10 protein-coding genes are annotated in these 22054 nt (G+C 38.6%); 7 read left to right on the plus strand and 3 right to left on the minus strand.

Annotated elements, in window-relative coordinates:
- Positions 1–1669 precede the first annotated feature (1669 nt).
- Both BN200_RS02765 and BN200_RS02770 read right to left on the minus strand, forming a co-directional pair.
- Complete coding sequence (locus tag BN200_RS02765; protein WP_019220913.1) at positions 1670–6319, minus strand: translocation/assembly module TamB domain-containing protein; 4650 nt, start codon at positions 6317–6319, stop codon at positions 1670–1672.
- A complete protein-coding gene (locus BN200_RS02770) occupies positions 6319–8280 on the minus strand; it encodes an autotransporter assembly complex protein TamA (RefSeq protein WP_019220914.1) in 1962 nt (653 codons plus the stop codon). The genes BN200_RS02765 and BN200_RS02770 overlap by 1 nt, the downstream gene beginning before the upstream one ends.
- Positions 8281–8706: 426 nt before the next feature.
- Here BN200_RS02770 and BN200_RS02775 point away from each other — a divergent pair, with 426 nt between their 5' ends.
- Complete coding sequence (locus tag BN200_RS02775; RefSeq protein ID WP_019220915.1) at positions 8707–10239, plus strand: YifB family Mg chelatase-like AAA ATPase; 1533 nt, start codon at positions 8707–8709, stop codon at positions 10237–10239.
- 11 nt (positions 10240–10250) lie between these two features.
- Here BN200_RS02775 and BN200_RS02780 read toward each other — a convergent pair whose 3' ends face one another.
- Positions 10251–11135, minus strand: a complete 885-nt coding sequence (locus BN200_RS02780; protein ID WP_034988663.1) for a transporter substrate-binding domain-containing protein — start codon at positions 11133–11135, stop codon at positions 10251–10253.
- A gap of 1815 nt (positions 11136–12950) precedes the next feature.
- Here BN200_RS02780 and gyrB point away from each other — a divergent pair.
- The 6 genes from gyrB (at position 12951) to BN200_RS02815 (ending at position 20998) form a co-directional block, all read left to right on the plus strand.
- A complete protein-coding gene (gyrB, locus tag BN200_RS02790; protein WP_019220918.1) occupies positions 12951–15383 on the plus strand; it encodes a DNA topoisomerase (ATP-hydrolyzing) subunit B in 2433 nt (810 codons plus the stop codon).
- Positions 15384–15502: 119 nt separating this feature from the next.
- Entirely contained in the window at positions 15503–16285 is a 783-nt protein-coding gene (ubiE, locus tag BN200_RS02795) for a bifunctional demethylmenaquinone methyltransferase/2-methoxy-6-polyprenyl-1,4-benzoquinol methylase UbiE (RefSeq protein WP_019220919.1), read from the plus strand.
- 2 nt (positions 16286–16287) lie between these two features.
- Positions 16288–17874 (plus strand): 2-polyprenylphenol 6-hydroxylase, encoded by a 1587-nt coding sequence (ubiB, locus tag BN200_RS02800; protein ID WP_019220920.1) that lies wholly within the window; start codon positions 16288–16290, stop codon positions 17872–17874.
- Between the two features lie 87 nt (positions 17875–17961).
- Positions 17962–19374 carry a bifunctional phosphopantothenoylcysteine decarboxylase/phosphopantothenate--cysteine ligase CoaBC gene (coaBC, locus tag BN200_RS02805; protein ID WP_019220921.1) on the plus strand — a complete coding sequence of 471 codons (1413 nt, stop codon included), beginning with the start codon at positions 17962–17964 and terminating at the stop codon, positions 19372–19374.
- 125 nt (positions 19375–19499) lie between these two features.
- Complete coding sequence (locus tag BN200_RS09585) at positions 19500–20024, plus strand: hypothetical protein (protein WP_244426857.1); 525 nt, start codon at positions 19500–19502, stop codon at positions 20022–20024.
- A gap of 116 nt (positions 20025–20140) precedes the next feature.
- Complete coding sequence (locus tag BN200_RS02815) at positions 20141–20998, plus strand: MFS transporter (protein ID WP_020424306.1); 858 nt, start codon at positions 20141–20143, stop codon at positions 20996–20998.
- Positions 20999–22054 lie beyond the last annotated feature (1056 nt).

A 22054-nucleotide genomic window follows, 5' to 3' on the forward strand; every position in this document is an offset into this window, starting at 1 on the left:
ACCAATGTTTTGCCTGTAGTAACATCTTACGATAATAAAGAGAATGATAATACAGGTTTTCACCTTCATAAGCTTAAAGTTGGTAGTGTGCAATAGATTTACCATTGATATCTTTCATAGAATACCATCATGAAATGGTTTTTATACTAGAGATGCTTCTAAAAAAACGCATGAATTGGCAATAGAATGGCATTTTATTCCTCGTGAAGGATATGCCTCTATTAAACCAACATGAGAAACAAAGGCGTGAAGCAATGCGCACTCTGTATTATTAGAGATACTGCTGTAGATGCTTTTGAAAGCCATAAAGCTAAAAAGGTGATAGAATGAAGGCTAGAAATTGGTTTTTATCTTTATAAACTTTATCTCCCCCAATGAAGATGTTTCCACGCTTATGAAGTCACAAGTTGGTATATGCTCTCTGCCAGCTCTTAGTATCGCTACATTTCTTGCCTTGAGGCGATTCATAAGGAGCATTTTACTCCTTTCTTGCTCAGTTTTTACTACATGGTAGCTCTGCTTATAACCAGCAAACAAATGATTTTAATTGATTCAATCTAAAAGTACTTATGATAACAGAAGCTTAGAATATTCGGGATTCTGATTCAAGTTGAAAAAACAATAATTTATTATTATAATTCAGTCTCTTAATCCACTTCAGAGATTACACAAACAGATACACATAATATTCCTGCTCTAATGAGCAATGCAAAAGCCAATACAGCTAACCCTTATCCATCTCAACCTTTGTCTCAAACGTGCTGCTGTAATAGATTTAAACGTTGATTTATAGATGTAACAGCAAAAGCATGGTCTTTTATTAGGAAACGCTATAAAACACAAAAATTGCTTGCTGTGGACTAGATATCCTAGCTTTTTATCAAACACTGAGTAAAACGATAACAATCACACATCTGGTTTTGTGTTTTCTTATCCTTACAAGGGTGCATGCAAATCCCTTGAGTCATATTCATAAAGAATAGAATTGACAGCAATATATTTGCAATCTCTGCAAAGAATATAAAAAAGGAAAGCGTGGTGTTACAAGAGAAAATACTGCGTAATTATAATGGACCATCTTTACAAAAAACGTTGCTTGATCAAATGCATCTTTCATAAAATATAATAGAGCAATTTATTATGGTTATTTATCATTTTGCACTTTGAATGAAAACTCGGAATATTATAAGATTATTTTAAATCTTCGCATTCAAAATCAAAAAAAATTTGCACGTCACAAACGAGATAAAAGTGTGACTAAAAAACCATTTGAAACAAGAGTAAATAAGCCCTTATAAAAACATTTTATGCAGGATTGCCATGTTAGGAGATGGGAAATAACATGGGAGTACTCATTTATTTTATATAAGATACTTGTGTCTTATAGATTTTTCTTTCCACCATTCATGAAGAGTGTTGTGAGGTTGAGAATAACGAAAGACGTTAAAATGAGTGCGTGCATGAAGAGCACAATGGTTTTTTGTAAAAAGTGTCACTTCCTTAAAGAACATGATAAATAAAAAATCAAATATTTCAGGCATATCTTTTCGTGACTCGGTAAAGAGTCTTTTTGTTTTATGAGACTCCTAGTCGATTATTGCAATCTTTCTCTCACTGAGAGCTTCAGGTACATAAAGCTTAAGCAATTGGAATTTCAGAACTTCAATCTTTAATAATCTCTTTCATAAAAGAGACCAATACTGGAATTTTTTTCATTCCCTATAGCACCTTTCGCTTTAAGGTGGCGGGAAATGTCTAAATTAATTGTTCCCTTCGTCGTTCCATTCGATCCTGCTTCAAAGCCTAAATAAATGTTATTATGTATATAGCGCCCAATGCGTAAACCCGTATTCCCTTTTTCATCAACGATGATATCAAGATCATCAAGACCAATTTTAGCTCGTAACGTATTCAATAAGGATGTATTAGAAGCACCGGCAAGATCAGCTGCCGCTGCCGCAAGTTGAGCAATCTGAAATGGTGATAATTCATTAAGAGAGCGATTAAAAATCAAACGTGCCAAAATCTCATCTTGTGGCAAATTAGGTTGTGAAGAAAAATTAATCTCAAGATTATCAATCGTTCCACTTACGGTTACAGTAACGCGAATATCACCACTATTCTTGTTTGCCACAAAATAAACCGTAGGATTAAGACTACCGCTAAAACTCGCTTGCCCTTGATCAAAACTGAGACGTTGTGACAGAATATCAAAACGTCCACGAATCATCCTAAACTCACCAACTGGATGCACATCATTTAATGGACCTGCTAAGTTAATGCGTCCTCCCAATTCCGTATCTAACCCTCGTCCACGTACAAAAAACTGATTGCGCGCCATAATACGCATATTCGATAGTATTACAGAAGAAGTTTCTTGAAATTCTGCTCGATTTTTATTGATATCCTTAACATCAGCACGTTCGAGTGTTTTTTTAATCGATTTGGTTAAATTCTTATTTTGAATATCAAGAAACTTTGCGTTTCGAAAGTGATCAGGAACCACAACTTCAGCTTTTTCAACTGTGACATCACCACCAATAACAAGGCCATCTTTAAAATGCCCTGTCATAGTTATCTTCCCCGCCAACGTTGCAAGAATCATTGATCCATCGTTATAATTGGCGTTGTTAAGATAAAAGACCAAATCTGGTTGTAAATCATTAGAAATACGACCTGAAGCAGAAACCGATCCTCCCTCAGACGAAACAGCTAAAGCCTTCTCTAAAAGAAGATGGTCGCCATTTAGTTTTCCTTCAATGGTTATATTATTTAACCCTAAATTGGTTTGTGAATCAAAAAAACTACCATTGACTATAGAAAAACTTCCCATCAATTGTGGATTAAGTAATGCACCATGAAGAGTTGCATCAATTCTGGCCATGCCTGTTACATGCGCACCTCGCTTTGCTAATAATAAATCAACAAATGCAATAGGCATTATCCCTTTAACATTCAATTTTGTCTCTGAACCATTGAAAGAAACAGGCCCTTTTATGGAGAGATCTAATCCCTTGTCTCCTGTCGCTATCAAATTCTCAACTTGAAAAGTCGATTTTTTGTAAGAACCATGAGCTTTCATATTGATCGACAGAGGTCCTTTATGGGTCATAGCAGTTAAATTTTGACTAGAAAGCTCAAAATGAGCAGAGGGATCCTTCATTTTTCCGGCAATATCGATCTTACCTGCCACTGCTCCTTCAAGTGCGTGTCCTTCTATAAAATTATTAAGAAAACCTGCAGGAAAATCCTGTAAATTAACATGGAGATCAAGCTTATTTTGTGGATCTAAAGATATACGCCCCTGTGCTTGTGCTTGTATCCCTTCCCCCGTTAAATTTGCATCCAAAGTAAGGTTTTTGTCTATTGTTTTACCTTTAGCAGAAAGCGCAAAAGGCATTATTTTTTTATTTTGAAGAGCAAGTGTTGTCAGCTCCTCACCCTTTATATCATAGATCACATCAGGACTTTGAAAACTACCTCGAATCGTCACTTGCCCTGTCACGCTACCAACCACTCCAAGGTCGGACTTCCATAGATTAACTAAAGCAGCAGGAAACGCATTCATTGTAAGGTGCAAATTAAGGGTATCTTGAACATTTCCTGCAAGGATAATTTGACCTCCATTAATCGCAATTCCTAATTCATCGACTGTCATTCCCTCTTTATCAAAAACAATTGTAGCCGATTTAGGCAATGTCGCATGAAGATTGTGTTGTTTAACATCTATGGTTTTAATCTGTACTTCTCGTCTGAAACCTTCTGGAAGTTCTACAGTAACCATACTACCAGAAAGCTTTGCATTTGTGTTATGAGGCAACATCGCTTGAACAGTAAAAGCTGTTTGCCCATTTTTGCCATTGGCATGAGCATCTAAACGATTAACCATCATTAAAGGCGTTTGAATATGCTCGGCATTGATCAAACCCTCAAACTGGATCATAGCAAAAGGATCAAAGATATCCCCTTTTATTGTTAACTTTTTAACTTTATTCTTTGCAAAGCTTAAATGGTCAACACCTGCCTTTAAACTAGCCTTTTGTTTGCCATTTTCTTCATCAAAAATAAAATCTCCTTTTAGTTTTCCACTGCCTTCTTGTAAAAATAATGCGGAAAGTGCTGAGATATCCTCAGCATCAATATGCAAAGCACCTTTCACAAAACCTCTCGTTTGAGAAAGATCACCGGTTATTTTTGCGCCTCCCGCCCTCATATCGATATTTTCAAATTTTCGAATCTGATGAGAATCCTTAAAAGAAGCAGATAAATATAATGGCTTCTTAGCAAAAGTTCCTTCACCCTTTACAAAGCCAGTTAAAGACATAACTGATGATGTATTATCCACCAGTGTTTGCATAGTAAGTGTTGCGTTTTGCAGCTTCTTTCCTATTAAAAATGCTTCAGCAACATGAGCATGTGTCTTAAGCTTTATAAGGCGATTGTGCCCTCTCGCGGTACTTTTGATTGTGAGAGCACCGTTCATTCTCGAATCTAATTTGGCGAGATCAGATATTTGAGTATAGAAATCCATTTTAGCTCTTTCACTTGAAAAATATCCATCAGCCTTTATGCTCGCATATTGACTTTTCAAATTCAAATGACGCAAAATTAAATTTGCCGTGTCATAAGAAGCACCACCTGAAAGAGTAAAATTTCCTCTGAATAAACGATCGAAAGGTTCAACGCCTATTTTGGTGTTTTCCGTTGTTCCTGATAATTCAAGATCAAAAACACCCCTCATTAAACCAATGGTTCCTTTGGCTTTAATATCTGCGCTACCAGAAAGTGACTGTTTACTCAATAAATTAAAAGAAGCAAGGGTTTGCGCCTTTAAACCAAGATCGCCTTTAAAAATAAAACGATCCATTTTCCCTTTTAACCAAGCAGAAAACCCCTGACCCGTGACACTAAAATCATGTATTAAAACTGGTTTTCTAGAAATAATATCAGTATCTAGATGCACATGAACTGTTTGTCCAAGATCTTCTGCCAATGTGCTCTTACTTTTTTTAATCCCTTGAAGGGTTCCCTTAACCTGGATACCAACATGACGAGATGTTGTATCATCAAGATTTTCGCTCACTCCCCCCATATCAAAAATGGCATCACGAATATGAATATTTTGATTGTTCAAATGATGTACAACAAGTCGTCCATTCCAAGAATGTTGTCCTTCACGGCCATAGTCAATGTTTAAAACAATATTATTGGCAGGCTTTGACGTTTCTGATACTGATAAACGAGTAGGTTCATTTTCTTTATTAAGAGCCATTTTTCCATCAACAAAAAGTCGTCGCAAAAAACCATCTGCTGTTACTTCAGCATTCGCCAAAACATTGATTGCTTCACCCTGAATGACCATATGATCAAGGTACTTTATACCTTCTTTTGTCACCCTCGCTTCTGCTTTCAATATTACATCAGATTCGAAGAGATTATGATATTGAGGGGGCATTAAAGGACCAAATTTGCCTATCAGTTTCGTAGAAAAACCGTGTCCTTCTGCAATAGTTGTAAGAATAACATTGCCATCTAAAATAGGCTGGTGATCCGCTTGCAAAGCAAGTTTGACAACCAAATCATCAAAAGTACCATCACCTTTCATAACGAGATTTAAGGCGGGGCGTTTTTCAAGTTTAAAAATATTCGCCAAAATGCCATTTTGTGGTTCATCCGCAGAAATATCAATTTTAGCGGTACGATTGCTATCGGATAACTTCGTCACAACAGAAAAAGACCCAGGTGCATCTAAACGCTGAGCCGCTATATCAACATCAAAATCATTATTCGCAAAGGTTAGATATCCGTTTAAAGACATATCAGCAGAAACACCCAAAAGCTCCTGTTCAAACGCCACACGCTGAACTGTAAGCGTATTGATAGAAATGGCAAGGGGTAATGTTGGTAAAGAAAATTTCCCTGCCTCAAGGGAAGAAACAAAAGAAGAGTTTCCCTGCGGTTTGCGTAAAAATGTAATCTGATCCATTGAAAGCTGGTTAATACTCACCCTCCCCCTTAGCAAAGCTAAGCGGTTCCAATCTATTTTAGCATTGGTCATTTTAAGCCAAACACCTTTTTTATCGCTGATGGTGATAGCACCTATAGATATTTGCGAAGACAGTGTCCCTTGCATATTATGCAAACGAACTTGGCGATTAGGGGCTGAAAGTCTGCGCTCAATTAAAGAGACAAGCCATGAACGATCATCTGTTGTTACTTGGCTAGAGAGTGAATTTCCCTTCTGCGCAAAAATAAGAGCGCTTAGTAAAAAAAACAAAAACCCAAAAAAGAAAGCCGATAAACGCATAGTTTTTTTCATTAAAATGCTTGCCCTATACCTACATAAAAACCAATGCGAGGATCACCTTTCTCGCGCTTTAGAGGAAATGCAAGGTCAACGCGCAAAGGACCAAGATTGGTCATATAGCGGCCTCCAATACCGGCTCCCCATTTCATTTTTTTAGAAAAATCAAACTGCGCTTTATCTCCTACGGTACCTCCATCAAGAAAACTGACAACCCCTATCTTATCATTTAAAGCAAAACGTAATTCTGCTGACCCTTCAAAAAGTGCACGCCCACCAACAATAGAATCCTTGTCTGTTTTGATACCAATATTACGATAAGCATAACCGCGAACAGAACCACCACCACCAGCAAAAAAGAGTGTATCCGAAGGTATTTGTGCTGTATCACTGCCAAAAATCGTACCAAACTTTACACGTGCTGCAAAAATAAAACGATCTTTTTCATCAAACGCCCAATAAGAACGACCTTCCACAGTCATTTTTGCTACAAAATTGCTAAAACGCATTTCATAAAAAGGTTCAAAAATCGCTTCACCATACAGACCTTTTGTTGCATTGAATTTATTATTACGACTGTCGTAAATCAAACTACTTGGTAACCCTATTGTCGTAAAATCACGGCTCCCAAAATAGATATCGCGTGAATAACCGTTAGAAACTTCTACAGCCGCCTGCCCTGATAGATGCGCATTAAAAATATGCGTGATCCCTAACTTGCTTCTAATGGCTTTTGTCGTATAATTTTCTAGGACATCTTGCTGGATTTTCAGTTCTGCCCTAAAATCTGTATCAGGAGTGAATATACCAGGTTTTATAAACGTGCCACCCAAAAGGTAATTAAAATTTTTAAAATTATATGATTGCTTCTTTTTGCCACCAATACCATTTATTTTCGTCTCAATTTTAAGACGTTCCGCATGACCAAAAAGGTTTTTATGCATCCAATACGCTTCAAAACCAGCACCATCTAATGTAGAATAGCTTCCACCAGCACCAAAGCGACGTGGCTTACGCTCTTGTACAACAAGTGTCAGAGGGAGACTCCCATCTGGATTAATTGTCTCAGCTTCACGGAGATTCACAGCACGAAAAACATCAAGTCGTGTAAGCCGTTCATTCGCTTTGGCAACAGCCTCAGAATCATATCTCTGACCTGGCTTTAATCCTGTCATCCACGCGATATAGGCTGAATCTACACTTGGTTCTTTGCTCACATTGCGCACACTTAAAGGACCGTAATATGCTTGGCGCCCAGGATCAACAATAATCTGCGCATCAATAAGGTGCGTAGCATGATCCGCAACAACATCACTCTTGATAATCTTAGCTTTTGCATACCCTTGTCGACGCCATCCTTCAATCACCCACCGTTCTGCTTTAAGAATAGTTTCAGATTTGGCAACAACCCCAACTTTATAACCCAACTCTTCAATTGTAGGCATTCTATTGCTTTCATCTTTTATGAAGGGAGCAACTTTATCGATACCTGCAACACTAAAAACATATTGAGGCCCTGCATCAATAGTAATAACAACCTTAGAGTGTGTTGGCAATTGAGTCACCGGACTTAAATCAGCGGCTTCTAAATCATTAATCTTAATACTAATAACACCACCATAGCGTCCCTCAGCATAAAGAGCGGAAAGAATTGCCCGATAATCTGAACGCGCTTTAGCCAACAAGCCAGAAGAACTCGATAGGGCTTTCTCTCGGTCAGCGAAAAGAGAAGACACAGCTTTTACTATTTTAACACCCTCTGGTGAGGCACCCGGTGATGCAACGACATCAACTTTATAAAATCTCTCTGCACCACTGGCATGAGAAGAGGAATTTGTTCTCTTGTGACCAAAAAGAGGTATACCGAATAACTCAAATGCTGCAAGTGACCTCGGAAAAGTCAAAACCAAGCATAGACCTATCAATACGCTGCGCATGGTTGCTGATTTAAAAAAAACTCCTGTCTGATATACCATCAAATCAGATACCTTCAATACACTTTAAATCATTCTTTTATAAATAACACCGAACAAAAAAGATAAATATATCTGTTGGGAATATTTTATACTTTTGCTCACAGCAAATTTTATACGTTCACGCGTATAAAATAACACTCTTTGCTTGCAATACATAAAAAGCCCCCCTTATATTCACAAAATCCTGTACTGGTGCACAACAAAATCGCCTCAATTTTCCTTCCTAACATATTCATTTAGCGTATTATAAACGTTTTATTGAGTGGCATGCTATCATGGTTAAATTTGTGCAAACCATTCTCCATAATTGCACTATAAGCCCGCATAATTTAATATAGATCTCTCCTTACAAAAGACTATACAGACACTTCTTGATTTTTATGTGCAGATGTGATTGTCTCGTTTAAGTCAAAAGGGGGGGAATTGATGATCGCGCATGTTACAACTGTCGCTTTTCGTGGTCTAGAAGCAGTCCCTGTTGATGTACAGGTTATGATTTCTTCTGGTAAGATAGGCATGGCTATTGTTGGATTACCAGATAAAGCAATCGCAGAAAGCCGTGAACGTGTGCAAGCAGCGTTTCATGCTTGCGGGCTTTCTCTGCCCAACAAACGGGTCACTATTAATCTTGCTCCTGCTGATCTGCCTAAAGAAGGATCGCATTATGATTTGCCAATCGCCGTAGGCTTAATGCTCGTTATGGGAATTCTTCCTCTTGATGTAGCACAAGACTACATCATTTTAGGCGAATTATCATTGGACGGTTCACTTACAGCAGTTAATGGTGTTTTACCAGCAGCCATGACAGCTTTAGCATGCGATAAAGGACTTATTTGTCCCTCCCCATGTGGACCTGAAGCCGCATGGGCCAATGCAGAAATGAACATTCTCGCACCTGAAACGCTTCTTACCATGGTCAATCATTTTAAAGGAACACAAATTCAAAAACGTCCACAACCACGTCAATATACCATCCAAACTGAGCTTCCAGATCTTTGCGAAATTAAAGGACAAAAAACCGCCAAACGTGCATTAGAAATTTGCGCAGCTGGACGGCATAACCTTTTATTTGTCGGTCCTCCTGGTGCAGGAAAGTCTATGTTAGCACAACGCTTACCTTCCATTTTGCCGCCCCTTGATAGCCGTGAGCTCTTAGATGTCTCTCTGATTGCTTCTATCACAGGAGAAATAGTACAGAATACCATTTCACTCCACCGCCCCTTTCGTGCACCGCATCATTCTGCTTCTATGGCTGCAATGATCGGTGGTGGACTTAAAGCACGACCAGGAGAAGTCTCACTTGCACATAATGGTGTCTTATTCCTTGATGAGTTGCCGGAATTTTCTCCACAAGTTCTCGATTCTCTTCGCCAACCTTTAGAAAGCGGAGAATGTGTTATCGCCCGCGCTAACCACCATATTAGCTATCCTGCTCGTATCCAACTTATTGCTGCGATGAACCCTTGTCGATGTGGGATGGCAGGCGAAAAAAATCATGTTTGCGCAAAAGGAATACGTTGTCAAATCGATTATCAATCCCGTATTTCTGGTCCTCTGCTTGATCGAATTGATTTACGAATTGATGTCCCTGCTTTAACAGCTATGGATCTTATGCAACCTGAACAATCAGAAAAAAGCTGCGATGTTGCAAAACGCGTCGCACGGTGTCGTACCATTCAAACCAAACGTTTTACTCAACTGGGGCTTGACCATATTCGCACTAACGGTGATTGCCCTGCTAAAATTATCGAACAAATTGCTATTCCTGATAAAAATGCCGCTACACTCTTACGAGATGTAAGTGTAAAGATGCATCTTTCTGCACGTGCCTATCATCGTATTCTCAAAGTTGCACGCACCATTGCTGATCTCGACGAAGCAGACTATCTCTCACGCCACCATCTCGCGGAAGCGATTTCCTATCGACTGGGCACTGAAAGATTAACAGCCCTTACCTAAAAAAGCATGCTTCAATAAAAACTGATCGGAAAATAACGCAGATAAAGTTCTGTAAGCTTACCATCATCTTCTAGAGATTTCAGAGCATAATTGAGTATATCAACCAACTGTTCGTTCTTTTTTGCAACAGCAAGCTGCATTCCTTGTCCTAATAACTGTGGCGCCAGATAAGCTCCTCCAACAAAATAGCAACAATCAGCGGATTTTGGATTATTTAGCCATAAAGATAAAGCAAATCCATCATCAAAAATAAGATCAATTTTATGATCTTGTAGCGCTTTATAGAGCTCTGCCCTGTTTTTAAATCTTTGCCATTTGGCTTCAGGAAAATAACTACGAAACAGCTTTTCGTGCACACTTTTAGACAAAACGCCACTGTTTAAATGTGTCAGTTTATCACTTATTGGTTCGTCGAGATTCAAAAGTTGAGAGGCAATAAATCGAGACGCAACAAATCGCGCTGGAAAACGCAAATAAGATCCTGTAAAAACAAGATCTTGATGCGTTTTAATGGTTTCTTTTAAACCTGCAATAATCACTTCCGCGTTACCATTTTTGACATGATCTATAAGCTCTTCCCAAGGAACAACTTCTACCTCACAGAATTTTTTAAGGTTTAACTTTGAACAAATAGCACGTAATAAATCGATATTATAGCCTACAAGATGTCCTGTTTTGTCAAGAAAGTTAAAGGGAGGAAAATCAAAAGTTGTTACAAAACGCAAGCGAATGATATGCGATGTATCAGGTTGTAGCAAACGTTCATGTGCATTAAAAAAAGAGGGCAGTTTTACAGCCGTTTCAGCCTCTGCCAAACAGGAAAGCAGCCCCCACCATGCCATCAAAAGGACTCCAATGAGAACATTAAATCTCTTTATAGTTTTTTTTATTTTCAAAATCTTGTCCCTCATTTTGCAAAGCTAAAATGCAACTTCTCTCAACCATAATATCTAACGCCCTTAACTGAAATATCTGGTCCTTTAATCAAATTAAAATGCTTAATGTTCTTAAAAATTGTCACAAAATTTAACAATTTTTCCCTATTTAAAATATATCGAGATTTAGAATTTTGGAGTAATATCAAAATTTTAGTGCCAAATTCCCCAAGACAAATATATAAAGAATGCCATAAAACCATTATGAAGAAAGCGTTTTCTTTAGCACAAGCGGAAAACACCCAATTCTATACAATTCGATTAAAATTTGAGAGCGAAGATGGGAATATTTACAAAAGATAGGCTTTTTACCAGAAAAAAGCATTCCATACAAAAATCAGCAAAGGATTTATCTTTATGGAAGATAAATTGCTCTAATTCGTGTAAAAACTGAAAATCTTCCTCATTATTTTATTGAAAACATTCATGTTGTTTTAAAAGCTAGAATTCAAAGACGAGAGCTCTTAATCCTTAGCTCAATAATAGTTTTGTTCGTGTATCCATGGAAAAGCGTAACGTCAATCGATAAGCGTTATAAATACTGGTATCAGAAAGAAAGTATCCGGTTTTAGAATTATTTTCCAAGGATTATAAATTATTATTATGATGACTTTGAAAATTAATACTCCCTTACTTATTTCTATGTGACTGGCTATGAAGGTTATTACAAGAGACAAATATTGAGAAAAAACAAGCCCAAGATGTGACTGAGAAGATTCATGGCTGTGCTGGATGCTTTGAATCAATTACTGTATTTTCTTCTCACGCTGGATAACCGGTATGCTATTTTCAAACAGCTCAGCTTGTTGAGGCAAATAAAAATAGACAAGTTATTGCTGATAAAGATTATATTTAGATGCATCAAGAAAACAGCACAGAATAAAATATCTTTATAAATCAGGACTCTTTTATCGAAGAATTCTTCAATAAACTAGAAACCTCAAACATGTCTTCTCATGATTTGATAAAAAGTTTCTTTTTTATGCAATTGCTGGTCTCTGCTGCGATTATCCTGTAGCTTAGAAGGTATGCACATCATGAGCAAAAATGGAGAATTAAAAACCGATATTTTTGGCATATCGTTCATTTTATTTTCCTCAATATCTCTGCTGAATTAAGAATATTTCTCATGCTTTTACTTCAAAAAAACCTCATTTTTCCTTTTTAATAATACATTCTGATTCTTCAAATAAGCTGTACACACTTTTGGCATCACAACACAATTTTTTCAAAGCTTCTGCGTACGAAAAAATATGATGTAAGGAGACATTGTCAGTTTTGAAACATGATGCAAAAAGAAGCACAGTAAATGCTCTGCTGTTATAAAGTCAATTATTGTATAGTGACAACAAGCGCTTATATAAAGCATACGAATTGATTTCGTGAGCTTGTTATACACTTCTTATTCATCATCATAAGGTGGTGGGGTAATAACACTTCACTGTTCCTGTCATTGTCATGCAGCACTGTGACTATCATCTCCTCTTAAAAAATTAATAATCCCTAAAAATAAACTTCTTTGAGACGCTCTCTGCCTCTTTATTACAGCTAAAAACGCAACCTAACAGGATACTATCGCTTGCGTGTGAAAAAAATTGTTCTAAGTAATTGTGTAATATGGAGGACTTCTACCTATTCTATATTCACAGATATTGAATATAAATCTGATATACGGTAAACGTTTAATGTGGTTATTCCATAAATAACTGGCAAAAATGTTAAGCTCCAAAAAAGCTTATGAAATATCGCAAATTGAATACAGGAATGGATTAACTTATGAGTGATGAAATAGCCTCACAAGTGGATGGTGATGACTATGGTGCCGCTTCTATCAAAGTTCTCAAAGGTCTTGATGCTGTACGTAAACGTCCTGGTATGTATATCGGTGATACAGATGATGGCTCAGGCTTGCATCATATGGTCTATGAGGTTGTAGACAACGCTATTGATGAAGCTTTAGCCGGTCATGCTACTCTTGTAAATGTGACACTCCACGCTGATGGTTCCTGTTCTGTTCGTGATAATGGACGCGGAATCCCTACCGATATTCATCCAACAGAAGGTGTTTCAGCGGCCGAGGTTATCATGACCCAACTTCATGCCGGTGGAAAGTTTGACCAAAATTCTTACAAAGTTTCGGGAGGATTACACGGCGTTGGTGTTTCTGTTGTGAATGCACTCTCTGTTTGGTTACAACTACGAATCAGACGCAATAGCAAAATCCATGAAATGTCATTTACTCACGGAGTCGCCGATGCTCCACTCAAAATTGTTGGTGATTGCGATGCAGAAAGCGGAACAGAAATCCGATTTTTACCAAGCCCTGAAACCTTTACCATGGTTGAATTTGATTTCGAAACTTTGGAGCGTCGGTTACGGGAACTCGCTTTTTTGAATTCTGGTGTGCATATCATCCTTGTTGATCAACGTCATGCCGACATCAAATCTGTTGAATTGCATTATGAGGGTGGATTAACTGAATTTGTCAAATATATTGACCAATCGAAAAAAGCGCTCCTTGATCATCCTATTTACATTGCAAATGAAAAAGATGGGATGAGCGTTGAAGTTGCTTTATGGTGGAATGATTCCTACCATGAAAAAGTCTTGTGTTTTACCAACAATATTCCTCAGCGTGATGGGGGAACCCATTTGGTGGGGTTCCGCAGTGCTCTTACACGCCAAATTAATGGTTATGCCGAATCTTCAGGCATTGCAAAAAAGGAAAAAGTGAACCTCACTGGTGATGATTGCCGCGAAGGACTTACAGCTATTCTTTCTGTTAAAGTCCCTGATCCCAAATTTTCTTCACAGACAAAGGATAAATTGGTTTCCTCTGAAGTGCGGCCTATTGTTGAAAATTTGGTGAATGAAGGTCTCTCTGCGTGGCTAGAAGAACATCCTAGTGAAGCAAAAATTGTTACGAACAAAGTAGTGGAAGCTGCAGCGGCTCGAGAAGCTGCACGCAAAGCACGTGAACTCACAAGACGAAAAGGGGCTCTCGATATCACCTCTTTGCCTGGAAAACTCGCCGACTGCCAAGAACGCGATCCAACAAAATCGGAGATCTTTATCGTTGAGGGAGATTCTGCTGGTGGTTCAGCAAAAAGTGGGCGTTCACGCCAAAATCAAGCAATTTTGCCTCTACGCGGTAAAATTCTCAATGTCGAACGCGCACGCTTCGACCGAATGCTCTCCTCTGATATGATTGGAACACTCATCACTGCTCTTGGAACGTCCATTGGTAAAGATGAGTTTTCGCCAGATAAATTACGCTACCATAAAATCATCATTATGACCGATGCTGACGTTGATGGTGCCCATATCCGCACCCTACTCCTTACTTTCTTTTTTAGACAAATGCCTGAATTGATTGAGCGTGGACACCTTTATATTGCTCAACCACCTCTCTATAAAGTAACACGAGGAAAGTCTTTTCAGTATATCAAAAATGAAGCAGCGTTCGAAGAATTTTTGATTGATACTGGACTAGAAGAAACAACGTTAGAACTTTCAACAGGAGAAGTTCGTGCAGGTGCTGATTTGCGCCAACTTGCCGAAGATGCCCGTACGTTACGCCAACTGTTAAATGGTCTTCACACGCGCTACAATCGCAATATTGTTGAGCAAGCCGCAATTGTTGGTGCTTTTAATCCTGAAGCTTTTGCAACACCAGAAAAAGCCAAAACAACAGCTGAGAAGGTAGCTAGTCGTCTCGATTTGATTGCTGACGATATGGAACGTGGGTGGAATGGTCAGTTCATACCAAATGGAGATTTATGTTGTGAACGTGTTTTACGCGGGGTTAAAGATGTCGTTACCCTCGATGCAGGACTTATCAATTCAGCTGATGCACGCCAAATTGATCGTGTTTCTCAAAATCTTATGGAGATCTATAGCTCTCCCCCTCTCTTGCATCGTAAAGATAAATCAGAACGTATTTTGGGACCTATGAGCCTCTTAGAAAGCATTTTTACAAATGGCAAAAAAGGCATTACGCTCCAACGTTATAAAGGTCTTGGAGAAATGAATGCTGAACAGCTTTGGGAAACCACACTTAACCCTGATGCACGCGCCCTTTTACAAGTTAAAATCAATGATGCAACCGATGCAGATTCACTGTTTTCCCGTCTAATGGGTGATGAAGTTGAACCACGGCGGGCTTTTATTCAAGATAATGCCTTAAGTGTTGCCAATCTTGATATCTAAAGGTACTCTCCTGTTTCTGGCTGTATAAACGTCGTGGTTTTAGAGAGGGGTTTTATATATTTGAATACTCCTCTACACTCCAATTTACGACAAAAGAAAAAATAAGGAAGATCACGCATATGACAGCTGAAACAGAACGCATAGGAGTCAAAGGAGGTATGGAATATTCTTTTGGCTTTACAAAAATTGATGAAGCGCAAAAGCAATCCATGGTTGATGGAGTCTTTCACTCTGTTGCTGAGAACTATGACAAGATGAATGACATTTTGTCACTTGGATTACACCGTATGTGGAAAAATTCCATGGTCGCATGGCTTTCTCCACCAGCAGTTTCTCATTGGAAAGTTTTGGATGTGGCTGGCGGTACCGGTGATATTGCTTTTCGTATTCTTAACGCTTCACGGCAAAAAGCCCACGCTACAGTGCTTGATATTAACGGTTCGATGCTTAGCGTCGGAAAAAAACGCGCAGAAAAAAACGGTCTTGCCCCTCTGATTGACTTTGTTGAGGCAAATGCAGAACATCTGCCTTTTGAAGATCAAAGTTTTGATGCTTATACTATTGCTTTTGGAATTCGTAATGTCCCTCATATTGATCAAGCCCTTAGGGAAGCTTTTCGTGTTTTAAAACCGGGTGGACGTTTCTTGTGTTTAGAATTTTCAAATGTTGAAATGCCTCTGCTCGAAAAAATTTATGATCTTTGGTCTTTCCATGCTATCCCTAAGCTTGGTCAACTTATCGCAAATGATGGTGATGCTTATCGTTATTTGGTTGAATCTATTCGCAAATTTCCTAAGCAAGATGATTTTGCCCATATGATCAATCATGCAGGTTTTTTGCGAGTATCGTACCGCAATCTCACGGGTGCAATCGCAGCGCTGCACTCAGCCTGGAAGATTTAAAAATGGTGCCAATTTCCACTTACTTTCAATTAATACGTGCCGGATGGGTTTTAGCACGTGAAGGCGTTTTGAGTGCTTTACCTCACGATAATCTTCAAGGACTTTCAGCATTATGCTACCGTATTGCAAGTGTATTAGCGCGGCGCAAAACCAAAAAAAAACAACGATCTGAAAAACTTTCCTATGCTATCAATAGACTAGGCCCCTCTTACATAAAACTTGGTCAATTCCTTGCGACCAGACCCGATATCGTAGGACGTGATATTGCTGAAGATTTGGTACAGCTACAAGATCGTGTTCAAACATTTTCCTGTACAGCTTCCATTGATCAAATTGAAAGTTCGCTTGATCGCTCTATCAATGATTTATTCGTAAACTTTTATCCTCCTATTGCTGCCGCTTCTATTGCTCAGGTTCATCCAGCTGAATACTATGATGAAACAGGACATAAAAAAAAATGTGCTGTTAAAGTCATTCGTCCTAATATCAGAACGCGCTTTGCTAGAGACCTTAGAGGATTCTACCTTATTGCCCGTTTGCAGGAACGTTATATACCAGCTTCTCGACGGCTGCGTCCTGTTTGTGTGGTTGATACTTTAGCACAAACCACACGACTTGAAATGGATTTGCGATTAGAAGCAGCTGCTATATCAGAAATGGCTGAAAATATTCAACATGATACAGGCTTTCGGGTACCTAAAATTGATTGGGAACGAACAGGACGTAATGTTCTCACAATGGAATGGATTGATGGTATCAGAATATCGGAAATTTCTGCCCTGAAAGAAGCCGGTTTTGATTTGCAAGCACTCGCAGTTACACTCATTCAATCTTTCCTTCGTCATACATTGCGTGATGGTTTTTTTCATGCCGATATGCATCCTGGTAATTTATTTGTGGACTCAAAAGGGTGTATTGTTGCTGTCGATTTAGGAATTACAGGACGACTTGGCAAAAAAGAAAAGCATTTTCTTGCTGAAATTCTCTATGGCTTTATTACCCGCGATTATCATCGGGTAGCACGTGCTCACTTTGAAGCAGGATATGTACCTCCACACCACAACATTGAGAGCTTTGCGCAAGCCAACCGCGCTATTGGTGAACCAATTCATGGACAATCAGCACAAAGCATTTCTATGGCTAAGTTACTTACACTGTTATTTGAAGTCACTGAATTATTTGATATGCAAACGCGCCCCGAACTTTTATTACTGCAAAAAACTATGGTTGTCGTGGAAGGGGTTGCTCGCACCTTGGATCCCAATTTTAATATGTGGAAAGCCTCTGAACCCGTTGTTAAAGAATGGATTAGCAAAAATTTAGGACCTGTGGGAGTGGCAAAAGACTTTAGTGAAGGAGCGCAAGCACTTCTTTCGTTAGCACGTAAAACACCGCAGTTGATACAAAATTTTCAACGTATAGAAGAAGACCTCAATCAAATGATAGAAACAGGGTTTAATCTTTCTCCCACTACCCTCAAACAACTTGCCGTTGAACAAAGTCGCTCTAATCGCTATGGACGTTATAGCCTTTTCATCATTGCGCTTTGTTGCATTTGTCTCACTTTTTACCTTTTTCACCTTTTTTAATCCGTTGAATATACTCAAAAAAACATTTATAATGAAATCATTGCAATATGAAATCATTGCAATCATTTTGTTTTTTGGGATATTTTAATGGCTAGTCTTACTATTCGCAATCTTCCTGCCAAAGTGAAAGAAATTCTGCGTATAAGAGCCGCGCAAAATGGTGTTTCTATGGAAGAGGAAGCGCGTCGCCTTTTAAGCAATTGCACAACTCCAACGCCATCACCCTCTCAAGCAAGCTCTGTAGAAATGCAATCATTGCAATCAAAATCCATACTCCTCATTATTGGTGGAAGTATTGCAGCCTACAAAGCGCTTGATCTCATTCGCCGTTTGCAAGAACGGGGAGCACGCTTAAATATTATTATGACAAAAGCAGCACAAAAATTTATTACCCCTTTAGCAGCTGAAGCGTTGAGTGGTCGTACTGTTTATAGTGATTTATTTTCACGTGAAGAAGAACATGATATTGGTCATATCCGGCTAGCACGGGATGCTGATTTGATTATTTTAGCACCAGCCACTGCCAATCGTATTGCAAAAATAGCAACCGGTAGAGGAGAAGACTTGGCTGATTGTGTGCTGTTAGCAGCACGTTGTCCTCTCTTGATTGCTCCGGCTATGAATCCAGCCATGTGGACACATCCAGCAACTGTTCGTAATATTGCACAACTATGTGCAGATGGTGTTCATATAGTTGGACCAGAAACCGGTGCAATGGCTGAGCGTGATGAAACAGGTCTAGGGCGCCTGAGTGAACCCTTAACTATTATAGCTGCAGCAGAAGCCCTTTTGAATACAACAAAAAGACCACTTTCTGGTCGCCATTTCATTGTTACCTCTGGCCCTACCCATGAACCCATTGATCCCGTGCGTTATATTGCTAATCGCTCTTCGGGCAAACAAGGCCACGCTATTGCAAAGGCTTTAGCTAACTTGGGCGCCAAAGTGACGCTTATTTGTGGACCAGTCAATCTTACCGATCCACCAGAAGTGAACACTATTCATGTTGAAACAGCGTGTCAGATGTTACAAGCTGTACAAAAAGCATTGCCGGCTGATGGAGCAATTTTTGTTGCCGCTGTTTGTGATTGGCGCAGCCAAACACCATCTCTCCACAAAATCAAAAAGAGTGCTCATAAAACACCCCCATCCTTACAGATGGTCGAAAACCCTGATATTTTAGCAACAATTGGTCATGCTTCAAACCGCCCTCCACTTGTCATTGGTTTCGCGGCTGAAACCTGTGACCTCATTGCTCATGCACAAAAGAAATATGTTGAAAAAGGAGCCAATTTTATTCTTGCGAATAACATTACTCTCCCTGATGGTAAAAACGTTATGGGAGCAGACACAAATCAAGTTTATCTTGTCAGCAGAGAAAATACCGAACAGTGGCCGCATATGAGTAAACAACAAATAGCGCAAAAATTAGCAAGCCTTGTTGTCTCATTTTTCTGTTCTTCTTCTGCTGCTCATTCAAATGAAAAAAGAAATCTTTAATCCTAAAAGTTTTTTAGATAACTAGATATTACTTACAAAACACAATAGAAAATGAGACGTAATTTTTATCATAAAGTTACACAAAAATATCTGCATCATCAACTTCATTAATTTCATGATAGCGCTTGCGAGAAGAGAATCTCACTGCGCTCTCTTCTAAAGGTTGGTTGCATGCAGAGCCTTTAAAAACGCATAAATCACTCTCAAACTCAATAGAATTTACTCTTACTTTAATAAAATACTTTGCAATGATAATTTTTCTACCTAAAAGTTATGATCACTCCGTCATCTTTAGCACACCGCATCCCAAAATAACGGATATTCTAAAAACAAGAATATTGAAAGAATTTTGCACGAAATCCACCGCCTCACTCTTCCTTACTTTTAGAAGACAGAAGTTGATAATCATGCTGCCGTCTGATTGCCGATTTAGCGTCACTCGCATAGGCGCAGATTGGTATCAATCAACAATGTATTTTTACATATATATCCAAAACTTACCACTGATGGCTGTTTTATTATTTATGATTATAGATTTTTGGATTGCAGGAAGGCCGTTGATACCTTTAGGGCTCAAAGGAGAATCGACAAATCCAATCAGTACTGCTAACAAAAAAGCAGGAGGGGTATTTTGGCGCAAGCAAACATAGCAAAAAAAATCGCTTACTGGTTCTTTTACTAGGTAATGGCATGGTATCCTTTGGTGGATGAATTGATGACATCGTGATTTTAACCGTATCCGTGTTCTACTGGAAAGCTGATCAATATGATAGCTTTGATTGGAGCGGCAACATTATTACCTGGGATACTTCTGTCTAAGCCAATTGGAATGCTAGTAAGTAATCATTATATGACACATTGGTTGCGTGCATCGTTACTGTCACGTGTAGCTAGTACTGTTGTCTTATTGCTGGCAACTAATCTGCAAGGATTTATTGTACTGGCAGTCATTCGATCGATATTCCATAGTGTAGCCATTCCAGCAATTTCCGTTCTCAGTGCAAATTCTGTTCCTGAACATGGACGTATCCGTTACTATTCTGTGCTTAACATGATCAATAGTGCGGCAAAAATGAGAGAACCTGCTCTGGGTAGTACTCTCTCTGCATTTTTTTCAGATACATATACTTTATTGTTTTCTGGATTTCTGACATTGCTAGGCTTTATGATGTTTTGTTGTATTTGCGCAAAACCTGTTTCTTCACCAATAATAAAAACAGCTAAAACCATGAAATTACAGCGTAGGCTTTATGGGACAACTTGGTATGCATATGTTGATGTGATGTTCGTTTATTTTGCTCTGATCTTTATGGTGAATAATCAGTTACCGGTCATCCTCAATGCACTGCAAATGAATAAAAAGGCTCTTGGGATGCTGGTATCAGCTTCAGCGATTGGTAATTTTCTATATGGAGTTTGGAATGTGAAGCGATCAAAGCATAAACCCCTTACGGGCAAGATATCGGAGTTGTTAATGCCAGCAATGCTAACAATGGCTTGTTTTGTAGTGATCTCAGTGTGTTTTTTTACTCGGATTTGTTACGTATCAAAACTTTGTTGCTCTGTTTTTTCCTCATTGGAATGGTCAATGCTCATTTTTTCACATCTTCTCAGGTTTACCTGATAACCAATTTCAATGAACAGATTGGGGTGGCTTCTGGATGGGTGTAGTCTGTACAAAATTTAACTATGTTGGTAGCTCCGTTTATTGGAGCTTTTGTTTTAGATCACACTTCATTTTAGCAGTTATTTCTCCTTTCTGGATTGATTAGATTATTCTGTTTATTTGGTATCAGGATATTGGTGAACAGTTCTTTGTCAATGATTGGTTCTCAATGATTTGCTCATCAACTCAATAACTGTTTTTCCTAGGTTCAGGAGGCGTGGGGAAAACACTAAATAGGTATTGAGCAGCTTTTTTGACATTACAGGTTCAATCTTTGTTTTTACTTAACCACTCATATCTTTGTTCTTTCGGGTCTCTTCCTTCTCGATACAGTTCCACCGTTTCGTAAACTCAATCCGGAGCAACGATTTCACTGTATTTGGCATTGCTATGACACGAATAATCAAACTTCAACCCTTGCCACAAATCCTCGATCAGCTTTATTTGCAACGATAATTGCAGCATAAAACGAGCTATAGCATGAATTATCGAATAACTGTTTCTACGAAACATGTTTGCTAATGATATAAGCGTTTGCTGTTTCGGAGACGCTAATAAAGCATACTCCAATCCAATTTTCTAATTTCAGGATTTCTAAGGAGCACCGTATTATCATAACAGCACCCCCCATTAATTTCGCAAGAGTTGAACTAAGAGACAACACTATACTGACCGGTCTGTGATACTCATACGTGCATCAATCCAGCCGCATAAAGCTTTTTAACTGTTAATTTTGCCTACGCTTCATGCGATTTTAATCCTTTTTACATAAATGTTGATAACGGTCTTTTTGCGTTTAAAGTAGTTTTTGCGACATGAACACACACTGTTCTAGACAGTTATTTTTTGCATCTGACCGTGTGCTCTTCAGAGAATACTGTCACTCATTTATCATATTGATTTTATGGTATTTGATTTTTATGCTTTCTAATGATTTAAGGGAGAAAATTTTTTGTCTGCAAAAATCAGTCATTTTCTGTCTATCCTCGTTTCGACAAGTCGAAACGGAGATGG

Origin of the sequence: Bartonella senegalensis OS02 (assembly GCF_000312545.1) — a bacterium.
Taxonomy (GTDB): Bacteria; Pseudomonadota; Alphaproteobacteria; order Rhizobiales; family Rhizobiaceae; genus Bartonella; species Bartonella senegalensis.

Excerpts from the sequence above, each read along its gene's own strand:
- ubiE (WP_019220919.1), top strand. The coding sequence starts at position 15,503 with ATGACAGCTGAAACAGAACGCATAGGAGTCAAAGGAGGTATGGAATAT.
- BN200_RS02770 (WP_019220914.1), bottom strand. The coding sequence starts at position 8,280 with ATGGTATATCAGACAGGAGTTTTTTTTAAATCAGCAACCATGCGCAGC.
- ubiB (WP_019220920.1), top strand. The coding sequence starts at position 16,288 with ATGGTGCCAATTTCCACTTACTTTCAATTAATACGTGCCGGATGGGTT.
- coaBC (WP_019220921.1), top strand. The coding sequence starts at position 17,962 with ATGGCTAGTCTTACTATTCGCAATCTTCCTGCCAAAGTGAAAGAAATT.
- BN200_RS02815 (WP_020424306.1), top strand. The coding sequence starts at position 20,141 with ATGATAGCTTTGATTGGAGCGGCAACATTATTACCTGGGATACTTCTG.
- BN200_RS02775 (WP_019220915.1), top strand. The coding sequence starts at position 8,707 with ATGATCGCGCATGTTACAACTGTCGCTTTTCGTGGTCTAGAAGCAGTC.
- gyrB (WP_019220918.1), top strand. The coding sequence starts at position 12,951 with ATGAGTGATGAAATAGCCTCACAAGTGGATGGTGATGACTATGGTGCC.
- BN200_RS02765 (WP_019220913.1), bottom strand. The coding sequence starts at position 6,319 with ATGAAAAAAACTATGCGTTTATCGGCTTTCTTTTTTGGGTTTTTGTTT.